The 16,852-nt window shown below is 73.7% G+C and carries 20 protein-coding genes and 1 tRNA gene; 12 read left to right on the forward strand and 9 right to left on the reverse strand.

The features are described 5' to 3' along the window. The first annotated feature begins 21 nt into the window (after positions 1-21). Both ACZ51S_RS04250 and ACZ51S_RS04255 read left to right on the forward strand, forming a co-directional pair. Complete coding sequence (locus tag ACZ51S_RS04250) at positions 22-678, forward strand: DUF5701 family protein (RefSeq protein ID WP_468475777.1); 657 nt, start codon at positions 22-24, stop codon at positions 676-678. Between the two features lie 83 nt (positions 679-761). After that, positions 762-2,000 carry an FAD-dependent monooxygenase gene (locus tag ACZ51S_RS04255; protein WP_468475692.1) on the forward strand — a complete coding sequence of 413 codons (1,239 nt, stop codon included), beginning with the start codon at positions 762-764 and terminating at the stop codon, positions 1,998-2,000. 113 nt (positions 2,001-2,113) lie between these two features. Here the strand turns inward: ACZ51S_RS04255 and ACZ51S_RS04260 are convergent, their stop codons facing one another. Further along, positions 2,114-2,875, reverse strand: coding sequence for a DeoR/GlpR family DNA-binding transcription regulator (locus ACZ51S_RS04260; RefSeq protein WP_468475693.1), 762 nt, complete (start codon positions 2,873-2,875; stop codon positions 2,114-2,116). A 113-nt stretch (positions 2,876-2,988) separates the two neighbouring features. Next, positions 2,989-3,924: an MBL fold metallo-hydrolase gene (locus ACZ51S_RS04265; RefSeq protein ID WP_468959588.1), complete on the reverse strand. Its 936-nt coding sequence runs from the start codon at positions 3,922-3,924 to the stop codon at positions 2,989-2,991. Between the two features lie 101 nt (positions 3,925-4,025). Here ACZ51S_RS04265 and ACZ51S_RS04270 point away from each other — a divergent pair, with 101 nt between their 5' ends. Then, positions 4,026-4,883, forward strand: coding sequence for a helix-turn-helix domain-containing protein (locus ACZ51S_RS04270; protein WP_468475695.1), 858 nt, complete (start codon positions 4,026-4,028; stop codon positions 4,881-4,883). A 40-nt stretch (positions 4,884-4,923) separates the two neighbouring features. Here the strand turns inward: ACZ51S_RS04270 and ACZ51S_RS04275 are convergent, their stop codons facing one another. After that, the gene (locus ACZ51S_RS04275; RefSeq protein WP_468475696.1) at positions 4,924-5,511 is read right to left on the reverse strand and encodes a TetR/AcrR family transcriptional regulator; all 588 of its coding nucleotides are present in this window, start codon (positions 5,509-5,511) and stop codon (positions 4,924-4,926) included. A 127-nt stretch (positions 5,512-5,638) separates the two neighbouring features. Here ACZ51S_RS04275 and ACZ51S_RS04280 point away from each other — a divergent pair, with 127 nt between their 5' ends. Beyond that, positions 5,639-6,622, forward strand: coding sequence for an aldo/keto reductase (locus ACZ51S_RS04280; protein WP_468802964.1), 984 nt, complete (start codon positions 5,639-5,641; stop codon positions 6,620-6,622). A 38-nt stretch (positions 6,623-6,660) separates the two neighbouring features. Here the strand turns inward: ACZ51S_RS04280 and ACZ51S_RS04285 are convergent, their stop codons facing one another. Then, a complete protein-coding gene (locus ACZ51S_RS04285) occupies positions 6,661-7,515 on the reverse strand; it encodes a GNAT family N-acetyltransferase (RefSeq protein ID WP_468475698.1) in 855 nt (284 codons plus the stop codon). A gap of 215 nt (positions 7,516-7,730) precedes the next feature. On the opposite strand from ACZ51S_RS04285, the gene ACZ51S_RS04290 reads away from it, so the two are divergent. Both ACZ51S_RS04290 and ACZ51S_RS04295 read left to right on the forward strand, forming a co-directional pair. Beyond that, positions 7,731-8,579, forward strand: coding sequence for a helix-turn-helix domain-containing protein (locus tag ACZ51S_RS04290; RefSeq protein WP_468959592.1), 849 nt, complete (start codon positions 7,731-7,733; stop codon positions 8,577-8,579). Between the two features lie 121 nt (positions 8,580-8,700). Beyond that, entirely contained in the window at positions 8,701-8,823 is a 123-nt protein-coding gene (locus ACZ51S_RS04295) for a hypothetical protein (protein ID WP_388937959.1), read from the forward strand. A gap of 171 nt (positions 8,824-8,994) precedes the next feature. Here the strand turns inward: ACZ51S_RS04295 and ACZ51S_RS04300 are convergent. After that, positions 8,995-9,069, reverse strand: a tRNA-Trp gene (locus ACZ51S_RS04300). A gap of 93 nt (positions 9,070-9,162) precedes the next feature. Between ACZ51S_RS04300 and ACZ51S_RS04305 the strand changes: the two genes are divergently transcribed. Further along, positions 9,163-9,345, forward strand: a complete 183-nt coding sequence (locus ACZ51S_RS04305; protein ID WP_468959595.1) for a hypothetical protein — start codon at positions 9,163-9,165, stop codon at positions 9,343-9,345. Between the two features lie 54 nt (positions 9,346-9,399). Here the strand turns inward: ACZ51S_RS04305 and ACZ51S_RS04310 are convergent, their stop codons facing one another. Then, positions 9,400-9,576, reverse strand: coding sequence for a hypothetical protein (locus tag ACZ51S_RS04310; RefSeq protein WP_468959597.1), 177 nt, complete (start codon positions 9,574-9,576; stop codon positions 9,400-9,402). 348 nt (positions 9,577-9,924) lie between these two features. Between ACZ51S_RS04310 and ACZ51S_RS04315 the strand changes: the two genes are divergently transcribed. Continuing rightward, entirely contained in the window at positions 9,925-10,512 is a 588-nt protein-coding gene (locus tag ACZ51S_RS04315) for a hypothetical protein (protein WP_468959600.1), read from the forward strand. A gap of 486 nt (positions 10,513-10,998) precedes the next feature. Beyond that, positions 10,999-11,763, forward strand: a complete 765-nt coding sequence (locus tag ACZ51S_RS04320; protein WP_468475703.1) for a CAP domain-containing protein — start codon at positions 10,999-11,001, stop codon at positions 11,761-11,763. Between the two features lie 58 nt (positions 11,764-11,821). Here the strand turns inward: ACZ51S_RS04320 and ACZ51S_RS04325 are convergent, their stop codons facing one another. The 3 genes from ACZ51S_RS04325 to ACZ51S_RS04335 form a co-directional block, all read right to left on the reverse strand. Further along, positions 11,822-12,946, reverse strand: coding sequence for a hypothetical protein (locus tag ACZ51S_RS04325; RefSeq protein ID WP_468802967.1), 1,125 nt, complete (start codon positions 12,944-12,946; stop codon positions 11,822-11,824). A 151-nt stretch (positions 12,947-13,097) separates the two neighbouring features. Further along, entirely contained in the window at positions 13,098-13,334 is a 237-nt protein-coding gene (locus ACZ51S_RS04330; protein WP_468475705.1) for a chaplin, read from the reverse strand. A 352-nt stretch (positions 13,335-13,686) separates the two neighbouring features. Continuing rightward, on the reverse strand, positions 13,687-14,136 hold the full coding sequence (locus tag ACZ51S_RS04335; protein WP_388937970.1) for an SRPBCC family protein: 450 nt from the start codon (positions 14,134-14,136) through the stop codon (positions 13,687-13,689). Between the two features lie 199 nt (positions 14,137-14,335). Between ACZ51S_RS04335 and ACZ51S_RS04340 the strand changes: the two genes are divergently transcribed. The 3 genes from ACZ51S_RS04340 to ACZ51S_RS04350 all read left to right on the forward strand — a co-directional run bounded on the left by ACZ51S_RS04340 (position 14,336) and on the right by ACZ51S_RS04350 (position 16,838). Further along, entirely contained in the window at positions 14,336-15,406 is a 1,071-nt protein-coding gene (locus ACZ51S_RS04340) for a mechanosensitive ion channel family protein (protein ID WP_468802968.1), read from the forward strand. 81 nt (positions 15,407-15,487) lie between these two features. Further along, a complete protein-coding gene (locus tag ACZ51S_RS04345; RefSeq protein WP_468475707.1) occupies positions 15,488-15,898 on the forward strand; it encodes a VOC family protein in 411 nt (136 codons plus the stop codon). A gap of 73 nt (positions 15,899-15,971) precedes the next feature. After that, on the forward strand, positions 15,972-16,838 hold the full coding sequence (locus ACZ51S_RS04350; protein ID WP_468959603.1) for a DMT family transporter: 867 nt from the start codon (positions 15,972-15,974) through the stop codon (positions 16,836-16,838). Positions 16,839-16,852: the final 14 nt, after the last annotated feature.

The following is a 16,852-nucleotide window of genomic DNA, read 5'->3' on the forward strand; positions in this document are numbered from 1 at the left end:
GACGCTTCGCCCACCACCGGCATGCCCTCCCTTCCGCCCCTCGCCGACCAGGCCGAAGAGCTGATCCGCCTCGGAGTGCACGAGCTCGCGGGGATGTCCGCCGACGAGCTGCGCGCCTTCGCCTCGCACGCGGCCGCCCGGGGTGCGGCCGCGGATGGCGGCACCCTGCTCGCCGTCCACCCCGGCCGGGTCCCGGCGTCCGCCCTGGCGCCCCTGCTCCGCCGCGAGGGCAAGCCCGGCTTCGTCGTCGTCGACATGCCCGACGCCGACGACTTCGCCCCTTGCGGCGTGGAACTGCCCGACGCTCCCCTCTACCTCGTCACCGGCGTCGACCGCGGTGACCGCATGGCCGACTGGAGCCCGGAAGAGGCGCTGCCCGCCCTCGCCCAGGAGGGCCGCAGCCCGCTGCTGCTCACGGAGGGCATCCACTGGGTGCTCCAGCGGCCCGAGGTCCTCGAGCGCAACCGTTGCTTCATGACCATCGGGTCGCGCCTGCGCAAGGCCAACGGGGCGCTGGACGCCCGGACCCCCGCGATCTGGATCAGCAACGGCACCGGACGGGACGGCCGCGAGCGGCGCGACGCCCCGAAGATCGGATGGTGCTGGTGGGGCAACCGGCACACCTGGCTGGGCTTCGCCAGCGCGACCGGCCGCGGTGACGTGGCGGCTTCCTCGTAAACGGACCGGGTCCTGACTCTACGGCTGTAGAGTCAGGGCCCCGGGCCCCGGGCCCCAGCAGTCGTGGACGGAAGTGGTGTCGTATGCCGAAACGTCACGCGGTGGTGGCCGGCGCCGGCATCGGCGGCCTCACGGCGGCCCTCGCCCTGCACCGCCGGGGCTGGCGCGTCACCGTCTGCGAACGCGCCCCCGCACCACCGGTCACCGGGGCGGGCATCGGCCTCGCCCCCAACGCCCTGCGCGCCCTCGCGGCGATCGGTGCCGACGCGGCCCACGCCGCGGGCACCTCGGTACCCGGCGTGATGGGAGTACGCCGCCCCGACGGCCGGTGGCTCACCCGGGCCGCGACCGCCGACATGGCGGCCCGCTACGGAATCCCCCCGATCGCCGTCCCGCGCCCGGCCTTCACCGCCGCCCTGGCCGCGGCCCTCCCGCCCGAGGCCCTCCACTACGGGACGGCCGTGACCGGCGTCGACACGGCCGGCGTCGACACGACCGCGTCCGACGCGCCGGGTTCCGACGGTGCCACGGGCCGTGTGACCGTCCGTACCGAAGCCGGCCCGCACCTGACCGCCGGGCTGACCGCCGACCTGGTCGTTGCCGCCGATGGAATCCACAGCAGGCTGCGCCGCGCCCACTTCCCCGCCCACCCCGGCCTGCACTACCTCGGCGAGACCGCGTGGCGGGCCCTCGTGGACGCCCCGGACCTGCGGATACCGGCCATGAGCGAGACCTGGGGGCGGGGAGAGCGGTTCGGGGTGACCCCGCTCGCCGACGGGCGGTACTACCTCTACGCCACCGCCCGTGTCCCGGCCGGCACCCGTTCGGCCGACCCCCGCGCCGAGCTCCGCCGCCGCTTCGGCTGCTGGCACGACCCGATCCCGGCGCTGCTGGAGCGCGTCGCGCGCCTCGGCCCCGACGAGGTCCTCCAGAACGACCTCTACGACCTGGCCGCCCCGCTCCCGCGCCTGCACCACGGCCGGATCGCCTGGCTCGGCGACGCGGCCCACGCCATGGCACCCAATCTCGGCCAGGGCGGCTGCCAGGCCATCGAGGACGCGGTGGTCCTCGCCCACCTGCTCCCCTCCGGTGACGGCCCGGACGACACGGACTCCGTACCGGCCGCCCTCGCGGCGTACACCGCCGCCCGCCGCGACCGCACCGACGCCGTACGGGTCCGTGCCCGGCGGATCGGCCGGCTCGGCGCCCTCCGCAGCCCGCTCGCGGCGGCGGCCCGCGACCTCGCGGTCCGTGCCACCCCCGGCCGGCTGGCCCTGCGCGGCATGGACGACCTCTTCAACGGCTTCCGCCTGCCCGGCTGAGCGGGTGCGCGGGGCGGCACGGCGGCCGTGATCCGCCCGACGTGCCCGGCCGCCCCCTGCGGACCGGGTCCCGCTCCCTGCGACCGGGTCGGCGGCCCCGGCGCGGCGGGCGCTCAGGCCCGGATCACCTCGGGGCCGCGGCCGGTGATCTGGTCCGCCTGCGCATCGGTCAGTCCGGTGTCCGTGACCAGCACGTCCACCTGCTCCAGCGTGGCGAACCGGGCGAAGTGCCGTGCGCCGTACTTGGAGGAGTCCGCGACGAGGACCACCCGGCGGGCACCGGCCACCATGGCCCGTTTGACGGCCGCCTCGGCCAGGTCGGGAGTGGTCAGCCCCGCCTCCGCCGAGAAGCCGTTGGTCGCGATCACCGCCGTGTCCGCCTGGACCTCGGCGAGGTCGCGCAGGGCCCATGCGTCCACGGCCGCCTGCGTACGGTGCCGCAGCCGGCCGCCGACCATGTGGAGCCGCAGCCCCGGGTGCCCGGCGAGCCGGGCGGCCACCGGGAGCGCGTTGGTGACCACCGTGAGGGTGGAGTCCGGCGGGAGCAGGGCGGCCAGCCGGGAGACGGTGGTGCCCGCGTCCAGCAGCAGGCTGCCCTCCTCGGGCAGCAGGGCGAGCGCGGCCCTGGCGATCCGGTCCTTGGCGGCCGCGGCGGTGGTGTCGCGCTCGGCCAGCCCCGGCTCCAGGCGCAGCCCCCCGGCGGGCAGTGCGCCGCCGTGCACCCGTCGCAGCAGGCCGGCCCGTTCCAGGGCTGTCAGATCCCGCCTGACCGTCTCCTGGGTGACTCCGAACTCCTCCGCCAGGGCGGGGACTTCGACGCGTCCGCGCTCCTGGGTCAGCTGGACGATCCGGTGCTGACGCTCGGGTGCGTACATGGGGAACGGATCCGTTTCGTAGGGGTTGGTCCCTGTCCACGACGGACCCTACTCGTATCGGGATCCGGCGGCGGCCCCGCGACCGGGCGGTCCCCGGGCCGCGCCGCCCGGGGTCAGCCCTCGCCGCCCTCGCCGCCCGGCGTGTACGCGGCGAACGGCGCCCAGCCCTTCACCGCGAAGGCGCCCGCGTCCCGCACGACGTCCAGGGCGCCGTGCGAGCCGAAGTGCGCCGGAACCAGCAGCGCGTTGTGGTCGGCGGCCCAGCCCAGCAGCCGGCGCCGGGTGGCCCGGGCCTGTCCGGCGTCCTCGCAGAAGCAGCTGTTGGCGTCCGGCTCCATGACCTGCACCGGACTGTGCAGCAGATCGCCCACGAACACCGCCCGGTCGCTCCCGGAGGCGAGGGTGAGCACGCTGGAGCCGGGGGTGTGCCCGGCGGCGAGGTCCAGTCGCAGGTTCGCGTCGATCTGGTGGCCGTCCTCCCACAGCACCACCTGGCCGGCCTCGTGGACGGGGGCGACGCTGTCCTCGAAGACGCCGGCGTTGCCGTCGCCGAGAACGGAGGGGTGGCCGTTGGCCGGATTCCAGAACTCGAAGTCGTTCCGGTTGATCAGATAGCGGGCGTTCGGGAAGGTGGGCACCCAGCGGTCCCCCTCCAGGCGGGTGTTCCACCCGACGTGGTCCCCGTGCAGGTGGGTGTTGACCACGAGGTCGACGTCCTCGGGCTTGACCCCGGCCCCGGCCAGCTCGTCGAGGAAGGCCGTCTCCTGCCGGTCCCAGGGCGTGCCGGGGCGCGCCTTGTGGTTGCCGCCGCCGGTGTCGACCAGGATGACGCGGCCCTCGCTGCGCAGCACCCACGTCTGCAGTGCCACCTGGGACACGGGCGGTTCGCCGTCCGCGAAGGCGGGCCGCAGCCAGTCGGCGTGCGCCGACCAGACGTCCGCGCTGCTCGCAGGGATGAACTCGTGCGGGGTGAGCCCGAGCGGTCCGTAGAACTCGCGGACCCGGGTCACGCCGACATTGCCCAGCTCGATGGTGTCTGTGGTGTTCATGGCTCCACCCTGCGCAGGGCCCGGCGCGGCAGCCACACCCTTCGCTGCCTATCCCCGGCAGGGAGGGGCAAGCCCCCGCGGGGCCCGCGATACTGGGCCGCATGGAAGGACAGAGCAGCCTCGGAGCGTTCCTGCAGGCCCGCCGGTCCCGGCTGACACCGGCGGACATCGGCCTCGACACGTACGGCGAACGGCGCCGCGTCCCCGGCCTGCGCCGCGAGGAACTCGCCCTCCTCGCCGGGGTGAGCGCCTCCTACTACGCACGGCTGGAGCAGGGGCATTCGCACAACGCCTCGCCTGAGGTGCTGGACGCGCTGGCCCGCGCGCTGAACCTGGACGAGTCCGAGCGGCGGCACGTCCACGACCTCGCCGGCCTGGCCGTCAGGCGGCCCGCCGTCCGTCGCCCGCCGCCGGAACGGGTCGACGAGGCGACACGGACACTGCTGGACTCCATGCCCGACGTCCCGGCCGTCCTGACCGGCCGCCGCGCCGACATCCTGGCCTGGAACCCGCTGGGGCACGCCCTGTTCGCCGGCCACCTCGACCCCGCCGCGCCCGGCCGGCCCGCGGGCCGGCCGAACATGGCGGCGCTGATCTTCCTCGACCCGTACCTGCGCGAGCTGTACGCCACCTGGGAGTCCAAGGCCAGGGCCGCCGTCGCCAACCTGAGGTACGCGGCGGGCCGCCACCCGGACGACGCGCTCCTCGGCGCGCTCGTCGGCGAACTCAGCATGAAGAGCGACGAGTTCGCCACCATGTGGGCCGACCACCGGGCCCGCCCCTGCACCGCCGCCGAGCAGCGGATGTGGCATCCCCTGGTGGGGAACCTGACCGTGACCCAGCAGGCCCTGCGCGTCAGCGACGACCAGACCCTCCTGGTGGCCACGGCCCCGGCCGGCTCCGAGCACCACACGGCGCTCAAGCTCCTGGCCCAGTCCACCGCCCGCTCCCGGCCCTGACCCCGCGACCGGCCTGGCCCCGTTCCCGGCCCTGACGCCGTCATCCCCGCGCGTGCGGCGGTCTGATCAGGCGGCGGACGGATTCCACGACCGTCTCGCGGTGGCGGGCCAGCCGCGCGGCCGGCCAGGCCCCGGCCGGGCCGCCCGCAGCGGGCCCGCCCACCGCGCCCGTCCACGCTTGCGTCAGCCCCATGACCAGCGTCAAGACGTCCTCCGGGTCGAGGTCCGGGTCGATCCTCCCCGCCGCCTGGGCCCGCTCCACGGCCGCGATCTTGCCCCGGTAGGACTCCGCGACGAGCTCCGTGGTGTCCGGCCGCTCCAGCTGCTTCCACTGCACCAGGCGCATCAGGTCGGGGTGCGCGAGGAAGTGGTCGAGGACCGCCCCCGCGTACCCCGGCAGGTCCTCCGCGTCGAAGGGGACGGACTCCGAGCCCGTCTCCAGGGCCCGCTGGAGCACGGCGTCGAACAACTGTTCCTTGTTGCCGTAGTAGACGTAGATGAGTCGCTTGTTCGCCTGGGCGTTGGCCGCGATGCGGTCGATCCGCGCCCCGGCGATGCCGTAGGCGGCGAACTCGGCGAAGGCGGCGTCGAGCAGGCGCGCCTTGGTTGCGCTGGAATCCCGTGCCATGCCTGGCACCCTAGCAAGTAACTATCCGGTTATTGACATCGGCCGCACCCTCCCGGCACACTCGAACTATCCGGTTAGTTACTTAGGGCTGACCGGCACCCCACACCTCACCCCCCGGAGGAACACCATGGAGATCCGCGCACTGGGCGGCCAGGGCCTGGAGGTCGGCGCCGAAGGCCTCGGCCTCATGGGCATGAGCGCCCACTACGGAGCCACCGACGAGACCGAGTCCCTCGCCACCATCGACCGCGCCCTCGCACTGGGCGTGACCCTGCTCGACACCGCCGAGGGCTATGGCCCCTTCCTCAACGAGCAGCTCCTCGGCAAGGCCCTCCGCGGCCGCCGTGACGCCGCCGTGGTCGCCACGAAGACCGGTGTCGAGTTCACCGACGAGGGCACCTTCCGGGGCCACAACGGCACACCCGAGTACATCCGCCGCTCCGCCGACCGCTCCCTGCGCCACCTCGGCACCGACCACATCGACCTGTACTACCTCCACCGCGTCGACCCGGCCGTGCCCATCGAGGAGAGCATCGGCGCCATGGCCGATCTGGTCACCGCCGGCAAGGTCGGCCACATCGGGATCTGCGAGGCCGCCGCGACCACCATCGCCCGCGCCCACGCCGTGCACCCGCTGGCCGCCGTGCAGACCGAGTACAGCCTCTTCGAGCGCGGGATCGAACACGACGGCGTACGCGACACGCTGCGCGAGCTCGGCATCGGCCTCGTCGCCTACTCGCCGCTCGGCCGCGGCTTCCTCTCCGGAGCCGTGACCAGCCCGGACGACTTCGCCGACGACGACTTCAGGCGCACGGACCCCCGCTTCCAGGGCGACAACTTCGACCGCAACCTGGCCGTCGTCGACCGCGTCCGGTCCCTCGCCGCCGAGAAGGGGATCACCCCCTCGCAGCTCGCGCTGGCCTGGACCCTGCGCATGGGCGCCGTTCCGATCCCCGGGACCAAGCGCCGCCGCTACCTGGAGGAGAACGTCGCCGCGACCGGGGTCACCCTGACCGACGCCGACCTGGCCTCCATCGACGCCGTCGCGCCGCACGGCGTGGTCTCGGGCGACCGGTACGCACCCGAGCTCATGGCGTCGCTGAACGGCTGAGCCCCCGGGCCGGCCGCCCTCGCCGGCCGCGGGTCACGTCAGCGCAGGGGGATGGAGCGGTACTCGTCCAGGACCGCGAAGCCCGTGCTGTCGTACAGGCCCATCGCGACCTCGTTCCCGCCGAAGACGTTGAACATCAGCGCCTCGTCGCCGCCGTGCCGGGTCGCCCACTCGCCGACGGCCATCGCGGACCGGCCGTAGCCCTTGCCGCGGTGCTCCTCGTACACCTCCAGGGAGAAGCCGAAGGTGACCCCCGGCAGGAATCCGTGGTTCACCCAGCCGGTGCCGATCATCTCGCCGTCGGTCTCCATGGCGTAGAAGGCGTGACCGGGGGTCAGGTAGCCCAGCGGAAGGAGCCGGGCGAAGTCCCGGTCGGACTTCTCCTTGGCCTGCTCCGGGGTCAGGACCCCGGCCCGGACTATGTCCGCGATGTAGGCGGCCTCCTCGCCGGCGTACCAGGCGGGGTACTCGTCCTCGGTAAGCCGGCGGACCGTCAGCCCCGGCGGCAGCGAGGGCCGTTCGGGGACGGTACGCATCCGGTTCTGCCCGCGTACGGGATACCCGGCGAAGGGTCCGGCTCCGCCGGTGAGCCGGACCTCGATCCGTTCGGCTCCGTGTTCGGCACACCACCGCTCGGCCCACTCCCGGCCGTGCGGCACCGTGAGGTCGTGGATCCTGCCCACCACCGCCCCGTTGTCCTCCGTCACCCCGACCGCGATCCACCCCGTGCCGTCCGTGGCCACCGTCCAGCCGTCGATCCCCTTCACGGCCCGCTCCAGCAGGGCCCGGGCCAACGGCTCCGAGCACCCCGCGGCCCGGTACGCGGCCAGCACCCGCTCCTCGAACCCGCCCCGCCACGCGCCGTGTTCGGCGACGATCTCCATCTCGCTCATCCGTCCACCCTAGGTCTCCCGTGGACCCGGCGGGGCGGAGCCTCCTGATCCGCCGGGCGCCCTCGGCCGTGGCGGATCCCCGGCCGGCCGTGACATCCTCGCTGGACGACCCCTTCGGACGGATCGCGCGACGCGGCCCCGCACCTGCCGGCACCGGCGCGCCGCCCGCACTCCGGTCCTCCGGGACGCCGGTGCACGTGACGGGAGAGAGGGACATGCGCGTCGGGATGACCCGCGTGGGCGCGGGGCGGTGGCGGGTGACCCGGCCGTGGCCCGCCCCCTTGCGCCCGTACGTGCACAGCTACGCCGGCTACTGGGAGACGGCGGCCTCGCCCTACCGAGTACGGATCGTGCCCAACGGGCGGGCCGTCGTGGTGATCAGCCTGGGGGAGCCGTTCGCCCAGGTCCGGCGGCTGGACGACACGGACCCGAACGGGCGGGCGCCGGTGCCGGGTTCGCTGGCCGTGGGCCTGGAGGACGGGCCCAGGGTGTGTGAGCATCCCGGGGGCCAGGAGGCGATACGGCTCGAACTGACCCCGCTCGGCGCCTACCGTCTCTTCGCGGTCCCGATGAGCGAGCTGACCAACAGGGCGGTCGGGCTCGGGGACGTCCTCGGCCCCGGTGCCGACGTGCTGGTGGACCGGCTGGCAGCCGCCCCCGACTGGGGGGCCCGGTTCGACCTGCTGGACGCCGCGCTGACGGCAGGGTTCCAGAACGGTCCCGTTCCCTCCCGGGAAGTGAGCCACGCTTGGCGCCTGCTGTCCCGTACGGGTGGGGCGGTCCCGGTCGGCCGGATCGCGGCCGAAGTCGGCTGGAGCCAGAGCTACCTGGCCCGCCGGTTCACCGAACAGGTGGGTCTGACGCCCAAGGCGTCCGCCCGCGTGCTCCGCTTCCACCGGGCGGTGGGGCTGATCACCCGGGGCGGCGCGCGGCTCACCGAAGTGACCGCCGCCTGCGGCTTCTACGACCAGGCCCATCTGAACCGGGAGTTCCGCGCCCTCGCCGGAACCACTCCCGGACGGATGGCCGCCGCCCGTGTGTCGGAGGGGGCACTTCCCCTGTGAGGGGTGAGGTCGGATTCGTCCAAGCCGGGAGGCCCGCCCGTCGCTACTGTCCCCGTTCGTAGTCGATCACCCGGTGCGGACGGACAGCCCCGCCCCGGACTGACCAGAGGGGGAGTACTCGATGGAAGACCTGCTGCGCATCCTCGTGGCCGGCGCGCTCACGGGCGGCCTGATCGGATTGGCCGGAGCTCTGGGCCGGCGTTCCCGTCGGCGCAGGGAGGGCGGCGACGGGAACGCCCGCTGACGTTTCACCCCCGCGGCCAGGGCGCGGCGGACCGGCTCTGACCCGAGGCCGGAACCCGCCCGTCCTGGCCGTTTCGCCCGTCCGGGCGTCACCGTCCTGGACGACCCCGGCACCGACGTCACCGCCGGACAGGCGGCCTGGCCCCCCTGGCGGTGGCCGACGGGAAGGAGGCAGAGCCGGCCGGATTCGAACCGGCGTCCTCACGGTGTTGGAGACCGCGCGCGTCGACCTCTGCGCTACGGCCCCGCCCGCCCGGCATCCTACGGGGCGCCCCCGGGCGGGGGCTGATGGGAGCAGTGGCGGCTGCGGAAGTGCCGGGGGCGTGGTGGCATCGGTCGTATGAAGGATCCCTTCGGATGTGACGAGCCGCCACTCCTGGCCCGGGCCGACAGCATGGACCGGGCCGCCGCCCGGCGCGCGGTCGCCTCCCGCGCCCTCGATGCGGAGGACCTGGAGGCCCTGCTGGACATGATCGGCCTGTGGCCCGAGGACGATCCGCCGGACGTGCGGCGGCGGCGCTGACCGTCGCCGCGTACGGGAGGGCCGGCGCGGAGGGTCCCGGGCCGGCCGCGGCGCTCAGGAGCCCTCGCGCCGGCGCTCTTGCTCCAGGCGGCGCCCCTTCTCCTCCGCCCGCTTGCTGCGGGACGCGGTGACGGGTTCGGGGTGGACGGGGTCCTGGCTGGGCGGCTGCGGCCGCTCGCGTTCGTCGCGCCGTTCGCCGGGCCCCTGCCGCGTGTCCTTCGTACCGCCCATGACGGGTGACTCCTCCGTGCCGGGGTGCGATTCCTCCGTTCACCCTGACACGCATCGCCCCGGGCCGCGCCCCGTCGGGCACGGACCGGCGCGTGAGGGCGGTGTGTGCCTGTGGTGCGGATACGTTCACGGAGGTGTGCGGGTCCGGTGCGGGTCCGTCCGCCCCGCGAGCTGCGAGGACGCCCGAGGACGCCGGGCGGGTTCGCAGCTGACTCGCGGCCCCGCACCCCTCGTTGGCGCGCCGCGCCGCCCGAAAGGTGTCCGGAGCACCCTCCCGTCGACGGTAGGGTGACGTGCGCCCGTCAAGACGGGCCCTCCTGCTCACTGATATTTCAACGGGGTTTGAACGTGAAGCTTCGCCATGTCCGCGCGGTCGCAGTATTCGGAATCGCCGTCGTCGCCTTGACCGGAGCCCGTGGTTCGCACGGTGCCAGCTGTGGCGGCGGCAGCAGCTCCAGCTCAAGCAGCTCCAGCGGTGGCAGCACCACCGGTGGCAGCGACAGCAGCAGCACCAGCATCAGCGGTGGCACCACCGGCACCAGCGGTGACAGCAGCACCACCACCGGCACCAGCAGCGGTACCAGCTCCAGTTCCACCAGCGGCTCGGTCACGGGCGGTTCCAGGGACAAGGCCGAGCGCGACATCCGGATCGACGGGTGCAAGCTGGACAGCACCGGCAAGAACCTGGTCGCCAAGCTCACCGTCACCAACAGCGGCTCGCTGGACTACACGTACAACATCACGATGAAGTTCCGCGGCGACTCGACCTCCACCGCGACCCCCGCCGCGATCCCCGCCCAGGCCCGGGTGAGCGGCCTGAAGGTCAAGGCGGGAGCGTCCCAGCAGACCGAGGCCACGACCCCGTACCTGGGGAAGGGCAACGGCAGCGAGTACAAGGAGTGCGTCGTCGCCAGCGCGTCGAAGAGCTCCCTCTGACGCAGGACGAGAGGTGTCCGGCCGCGGGGGCGCCGTACCCGTCCCCGCCGCCCGGGTCCGCTCGTGAGCCCCGTACGCCCGTCAGCCGACGGGGGTGCGGGGCTTCCCGTATGCGTGACATGCGACACAGCGCTTTCGCCGGTCCGCAGGGGTTCACGAAGATCGTCAGCGCCGATCATTTCGCCATTTGTCCCTGTTTGGCGTGGACATACCGCACTCCGCCAGAAACGGAATGAGGGGCTCTCATTTCACCTCGCCCAACGTTCCTGGTGCGAGGTGGTTTTAGCGGCGCGTCAGCTGCGCCCGACCGGCCGTGACGGCGCCGATGCACGATCTTCGCGCCCTTTCAAGCGGGAGCCGGGAACACCCGACGGGTCCGTCGGTGCCGGCTTGCCATGCCCCTGCGGGCCTTCTAAGAATGGCGCATCCTCCGGCGCTCTCGCGGTCCGGCGCCGGGAGCTTCGCGATCACCGAGTGAGGTCCCGCATGAAGAAGCACCGTAAGAAGACGCACTACAGGAAGATAGCCGTCGCCGTCGGGGCGCTGGCCGTCGTGGGCGTGCCCACCGCCGCCATGGCGTGCCTGGACACCGAGGACACCGGCCGCGTCCGGTCGGCCGCGGCGCAGCTGGACGTGCCCTTCGGCGACACCGGGGCGCCGCTCCCGGCGCAGGCTCCGGTCCAGGCCGACACGCCCCCCGGCGCCGATGCGGCGGAACCGGTACGGCCCGTCGCCGAGCAGCCCGCCGAGCAGGTCGCCCCGGCCGCGCCGCCCGCGCGCCCGCAGCCGCGGCAGCCCCAGCGGTCCCAGCCGCAGCCCCGGCCGGCGGAGGTCTCGGCCGAGCCCGCCGCCCCGCAGGCCCCCGGTGCGCCGTCCGACGCCCTGACCAAGGTCCTGGAACTCGTCAACCAGGCGCGCGCCGCCGCCGGCTGCCCGGCGGTCACCATCAACGAGAAGCTGACGAAGGCCGCGCAGGACCACAGCGCGGACATGGCCGCCCACCGCAACATGTCCCACACCGGCTCCGACGGTTCCGACGCCGGCCAGCGCCTCACCCGCGCGGGGTACGAGTGGCGCACGTACGGCGAGAACGTCGCCTACGGGTACAGCAGCCCCGAGCAGGTCATGGAGGGCTGGATGAACAGCCCCGGGCACAAGCGGAACATCCTCGACTGCTCCTACAAGGAGATCGGCATCGGCCTCGCCCAGCCGGGCCAGTACTGGACGCAGGACTTCGGCGCGGCACGCTGATCCCCGCAGGTGCCCCACGGGCCCGGGCGCCGCTGCGCCCGGGCGGCCGGGACGCCCGTCAGGGTGACGCCGGACCCGGACCCCAACCGGGACCCGGCCCCGGGCCCGGCGCCGGCGCGGGCTGGGCGGCCATGACCAGGGCCGCCGCGAGGTTCTCCTTGCGCATCCGCTGGTCGACGTACAGCAGCGAGACCGCGAGCTGGGGGTAGACCACCTGGAACAGCGCGCTGATCACGACGCCGGCGAGCAGGCAGACGGAGTACACGACGACTCCGAAGACCAGCGGTGCGACGTCCCCGCCGCTCGCGCCGGCTCCCAGCAGGGCGGGGAACAGCGCGAGGACGCCCACCAGGCCGAACGGCATCTGGATGGTGTAACCCCCGATCATCCCGATGGCGTACGCGAGGAGGGTGATGCCGAAGACGCGCCACCAGCTGTCGCCGACCAGCCGGGCCGAGCGCCGCAGTGCGTCGACGGGGCCGAGCCCCTCGAACACCGCCGCGGCGGGCGCGAGGCCGAACCGCGTCATGAGCCAGACCGCCACCGGCATCCACGCCAGGGCGCCCGCGATGACCAGCAGGAAGGCGGCCGGCGGGCCGGATCCGTCCCAGGCCGTGAGGGCGAGCGGGAAACCGATCGCGTAGATCAGGAGAACCGGCCCGCCCGCGATCAGTCCGATCAGCAAAACGACGCCCAGCACCGAAGGCATCCGGGACCAGCTGCGGCGCCACATCGAGCGGAAGGTGGCGGTGCGGCCGAGCACGGCCTCCTGCACCACCGCCGGGCACAGGGCGCCGATCACCGCCGTGCCGGCCAGCATCACGAACACCAGCAGCAGGCCCCCGGGCAGGAGGGCCAGGACCACGTCCGTGACCTCCGCGCCGTCGGGCCGCTGTCCCGGCGCGGGGTCGAAGACCGCGGAGAAGCTGTCGGGCAAGGCCAGGACGGCGATCACCACCGCGGCGACCGCCAGCAGGAATCCGGTGCCCTGTACCGCGAACACGACGCCGACCAGCGGCTTCCAGTACCGGCGCAAGGCCGTGAAGGCGCCGCCGATCATCTCGCCCACGTCGAGCGGACGCAGGGGTATGACCCCCGGCTGCGGAGCCGGCGGGATCCAGCCCCCTGCCCACTGAGGCGCGGACTGCCCGGGGTGCGGACCCCACCCGGCGTTGTACGACATCGCTGTTCCCCCTTTTGAGCTGGAGGAACAAGGTATCCCGGCGGGCCCCCGCACAGGAGCGGGGTGTCCGCCGGGCGGGACGACGGTCCCGCCCGGGCGGGCTTCCCCGCCGGGCGGGACCGTCGGAACGCGGCCAGGGGCCGCGCCGCCGTCAGGTGTTGGCGCAGACGTTGCCGGCCGCCGGGTTGACCAGGCCGATGACGTTGATGCTGTTGCCGCACGCGTTGACCGGGATGTGGATCGGCACCTGGACGACGTTGCCGGACAGGACGCCCGGGGAGCCGACGGCGAGGCCGTTCGCGTTGGCGTCGGCGACGGCGGAACCGCCGGCGCCCAGAATGCCGGCCGCGGCCAGGACGGTGGCGGCGATCGCAGTACGAATACGCATGTCACTCCAAGGTAGATGACGGAACGTCGAAGCAGGATCACACCGCTTGTGAGTGCCTGGAGCCCGGCATTCACCTGACCAACGGCGTGTTACGTCATCAACGGCGACCGGGGCGGCCGGCCGGCGCGGCGGTTCGTCCCGCCCGGCCGCGTGCCGTATAGTTGATCTCGAGCTCGCCGCCGTGGAACACGGTGGGGGACAGGCGTTGGTGGTCCAAGGAAAGACACCCCACTTCCCGTGGGGGAATGCAGGTGCAAGGCCTGCCCAGCGCTCGATCAAGGCCCCGGCCTCCTCGTGGAGACCGGGGCCTTCGCGTACGTGCGGGGCGCCGGGCGGATCGCCCCGGCCGTGGTCAGACCTCGCCCCGCCAGGCACCCGTCTCGACCCCGCGCGACTCGATGAACAGCTTGAACCTCTTCAGGTCCCCGGCCACTTGGCGCTTGACGAAGCCCAGCTTGTCGGCCGCGTTCTCGGCCAGTCCCTCGGGCACCCAGTTCATGTGCAGGACGACCTTGGTGGTGCTCGCGTCGATCGGCTGGAAGACGACCAGTCCGGCCTGCCGGGTCTCCCCGTCCACCGTCATCCACGCGACGCGCTGGTCCGGGAGCTGCTCGGTGATCCGCGCGTCGAACTCGCGCTGCACACCGTTCACGTTCGTCACCCAGTGGGTGAGCGTGTCGCTCCGCTGCTCGACGCGTTCGACGCCCTCCATGAAGGCGGGGAAGTCCTCGAACTGCGTCCACTGGTTGTAGGCCGTACGCACCGGAACGTTGACCTCGACGTACTCCTCGACATGCGACATGTGCACCCCTTCCCTGTCCCCGGCAGCCCCGCACCCCTCGGTGCCGGTCGCTCCGTCAGGACGTCCACGGCCCCGGGTACCCACCCTCGCCAGGCGCATGCGCCGGCCCCCGCCGGCGCCGTGAGGGTGTCGGCTCCCGAGGTCGGGGCAGGGGCGTGGAGGTCCGTGACGTCGCCGTCCACATCCGCCGAGGAGATGAATGAACGCCGCTCTCCGCCCGCTTGCCGTCCTGGCCGCCGCGATCCTGCTGACGGGCGCGGCCGGCTGGGCCGTCGACCTGCTGCTGCGCCGGGCCGACGCACGTCACCCCGAAACACCCCTGTGGCACTCGCTGCGCCGTTGCCGTCCGGCCTTGCAGATCGTGCTCCTGGCCGCGCTGCTCAGAGGGGCGCTCCAGCAGACCGCGTGGCGGCCGCTCCAGGAACACGAGGCCGTCGTGGGCCGCGTCCTCTCCCTCGCCCTGATCGGTGCCGGCGCCTGGCTCGTCGTGGGCGTGGCCTCGGCCGTCGTCGAATCCGCGTACGCCCGCTACGCCACCGGCACCCGAGACCCGGCCAGGGTCCGCCGGGTGCGCACGCAGGTGACCCTGATCATGCGGGTCGTGACCGCCGTCGTCGTGGTCGTCGCGGCCGCGGCGATGCTGCTGACCTTCCCGAGCTTCCGCGCACTGGGCACCTCGGTGCTCGCGTCCGCCGGGATCATCGGCATCGTCGCGGGCGTCGCCGCGCAGTCCACCCTGGGCAACCTCTTCGCCGGTTTCCAGATCGCCTTCGGCGACATGGTGCGCATCGGGGACACGGTCGTGGTCGCGGGCGAATGGGGCGTGGTGGAGGAGATCACGCTGACCTTCCTCGCCGTACGCACCTGGGACGAGCGCCGGATCACGATGCCCGTCTCGTACTTCACCACCCGCCCCTTCGAGAACTGGTCGCGCGGCGGCGTGCAGATGACCGGCACCGTCTTCCTCCACTGCGACCACGCCGCCCCCGTGGACCTCATACGGGACAAGGCGCACGAGATACTCACCCGGTGCCGGGAGTGGGACGGGCGCGGCTGGGACGTGGCGGTCACCGAGACGACCCCCTCCACCATGGTGGTGCGCGTGATCGTCACGGCCAAGGACGCCGACGACCTGTGGACGGTGCGCTGTGCCGTCCGGGAACAGCTGATCGCCTGGCTGTCGGAGAAGCATCCGGAGGCCCTGCCCCGCGTCCTCCTCGCGCCGTCGCCGGGCGCGCCCGGGTTCCGCGAGGCGGAGCCCGGCGGGTGAGCGTGAGGCCAACGGCCTTATCGCGGGGGTGCGTTGGGGCGGCTCACGCATACGGGAACGGCCGAGGGGCACACGCGGCTCATGACCGTACCCAAGACAGCCGTCCTCGTCCTGGACAGCGCCGAGCCCGAGGTGCTGGCCCGTTTCTACGCCGAACTGACCGGGGCCACGGCCGGCCCCGCGGAGGGAGACGGAGACCTCATCCTCGTCACCGGCCGCACGGGCGTCGTCCTCGGCGTCCGCCGAGACCCAGACCACGCCCCGCCGAGCTGGCCGCCCCCGGGAGAGGCCCAGCGGGCCGAGCTGCGCATCCTCGTGGCGGAGCGGTCCCTCGACGAAGCCGAACGCGAGGCGGTGACCCTGGGGGCCCGCCCGCTGGCCGCCGAGGGCGGCGAGACCCGGCCGGGCAGCCGGACCACGCTGCGCCGCTACGCCGACCCGGCGGGCCACCCGTTCGTACTCGCCGCCCACGAAGGGGCGCCGGAGGGGTGAGCGGCGCGGCGCCGGAGGGACCGTACGCGGTGTCACGGCGGCGACCGGCCGCCGGTGCGGTGAGGATCGGGGCATGGGCTTCCTCCTGCCGGTCCTCTTCGCACTGTTCGCGGCGTCCAGCAACGCGCTCGGGACCGTCCTCCAGCGGCGGGCGTCCCTCACCGTCCCGCAGAGCGAGGGATTCCGTTTGGGGCTCGTCCTCGACCTGCTGCGGCGGCCCGTGTGGCTCGGCGGGATCCTGGCGGTCATCGCGGCCGGCGCCGGGCAGGCCGCGGCACTGGCCACGGGGCCCCTGGCCCTCGTACAGCCCCTCTTCGTGCTGGAACTGCCGCTCGCCCTGCTGATCTCCTCGGTGCTCGCCCGGAGCCGGCTGCCGCGCACCCTGTGGCTCGCCGTGGCGGGAGTCGTGGCCGGGCTCGGCATCGTCCTGGCGGCCGCCGCGCCGACCGGGAACCGTACGCAGATCCCGTTCGGCCGCTGGGTCCTGGCACTGGTGGTGTGCGCCGCGGCGGTGGCCGCCCTGGCCGCCGCCGGACTGCGGCGGCCGCCCGGCCGGATGCGGGCCGGCTGCCTCGGCGCGGCCACCGCCGTCTGCTACGCCATCACGGCGGCCCTGATGAAGTCGGCCGTGCACACACTCGAAGACGGCGGCGCGGACGCGTTCCTGACGGCCTGGCAGACCTACGCCTTCGCCCTGAGCGGCGTCTGCGCCCTGCTGCTCCTCGGACACGCCATGCAGGGCGGCCCGCTGGTCGCCTCGCAGCCCGCGCTCACCCTCGGCGACGCCTGCGTCGGCATCGCGTTGGGCGTCCTGCTGTACGAGGAGCACCTGCGGGCCCACTGGTGGCTGGTCCCGCAGTTCCTGGGCCTGGCCGTGATCTGCGCGGGCGTACTGGCCCTGGCCAGGGTCGCCACCCCGCCCGACAGCGGCACCTCGTAAGAAAACATGCCTGC

Source organism: Streptomyces sp. NPDC034043 (assembly GCF_055575675.1).

Bases quoted from the DNA above. Each gene is read 5' to 3' on its own strand.
- ACZ51S_RS04290 (WP_468959592.1), top strand. From the start codon at position 7,731: ATGCGCGTCGGGATGACCCGCGTGGGCGCGGGGCGGTGGCGGGTGACC.
- ACZ51S_RS04250 (WP_468475777.1), top strand. From the start codon at position 22: ATGCCCTCCCTTCCGCCCCTCGCCGACCAGGCCGAAGAGCTGATCCGC.
- ACZ51S_RS04320 (WP_468475703.1), top strand. From the start codon at position 10,999: ATGAAGAAGCACCGTAAGAAGACGCACTACAGGAAGATAGCCGTCGCC.
- ACZ51S_RS04265 (WP_468959588.1), bottom strand. From the start codon at position 3,924: ATGAACACCACAGACACCATCGAGCTGGGCAATGTCGGCGTGACCCGG.
- ACZ51S_RS04350 (WP_468959603.1), top strand. From the start codon at position 15,972: ATGGGCTTCCTCCTGCCGGTCCTCTTCGCACTGTTCGCGGCGTCCAGC.
- ACZ51S_RS04260 (WP_468475693.1), bottom strand. From the start codon at position 2,875: ATGTACGCACCCGAGCGTCAGCACCGGATCGTCCAGCTGACCCAGGAG.
- ACZ51S_RS04280 (WP_468802964.1), top strand. From the start codon at position 5,639: ATGGAGATCCGCGCACTGGGCGGCCAGGGCCTGGAGGTCGGCGCCGAA.
- ACZ51S_RS04340 (WP_468802968.1), top strand. From the start codon at position 14,336: ATGAACGCCGCTCTCCGCCCGCTTGCCGTCCTGGCCGCCGCGATCCTG.
- ACZ51S_RS04255 (WP_468475692.1), top strand. From the start codon at position 762: ATGCCGAAACGTCACGCGGTGGTGGCCGGCGCCGGCATCGGCGGCCTC.
- ACZ51S_RS04310 (WP_468959597.1), bottom strand. From the start codon at position 9,576: ATGGGCGGTACGAAGGACACGCGGCAGGGGCCCGGCGAACGGCGCGAC.
- ACZ51S_RS04325 (WP_468802967.1), bottom strand. From the start codon at position 12,946: ATGTCGTACAACGCCGGGTGGGGTCCGCACCCCGGGCAGTCCGCGCCT.
- ACZ51S_RS04270 (WP_468475695.1), top strand. From the start codon at position 4,026: ATGGAAGGACAGAGCAGCCTCGGAGCGTTCCTGCAGGCCCGCCGGTCC.
- ACZ51S_RS04285 (WP_468475698.1), bottom strand. From the start codon at position 7,515: ATGAGCGAGATGGAGATCGTCGCCGAACACGGCGCGTGGCGGGGCGGG.
- ACZ51S_RS04295 (WP_388937959.1), top strand. From the start codon at position 8,701: ATGGAAGACCTGCTGCGCATCCTCGTGGCCGGCGCGCTCACGGGCGGC.
- ACZ51S_RS04330 (WP_468475705.1), bottom strand. From the start codon at position 13,334: ATGCGTATTCGTACTGCGATCGCCGCCACCGTCCTGGCCGCGGCCGGC.
- ACZ51S_RS04275 (WP_468475696.1), bottom strand. From the start codon at position 5,511: ATGGCACGGGATTCCAGCGCAACCAAGGCGCGCCTGCTCGACGCCGCC.
- ACZ51S_RS04305 (WP_468959595.1), top strand. From the start codon at position 9,163: ATGAAGGATCCCTTCGGATGTGACGAGCCGCCACTCCTGGCCCGGGCC.
- ACZ51S_RS04345 (WP_468475707.1), top strand. From the start codon at position 15,488: ATGACCGTACCCAAGACAGCCGTCCTCGTCCTGGACAGCGCCGAGCCC.
- ACZ51S_RS04335 (WP_388937970.1), bottom strand. From the start codon at position 14,136: ATGTCGCATGTCGAGGAGTACGTCGAGGTCAACGTTCCGGTGCGTACG.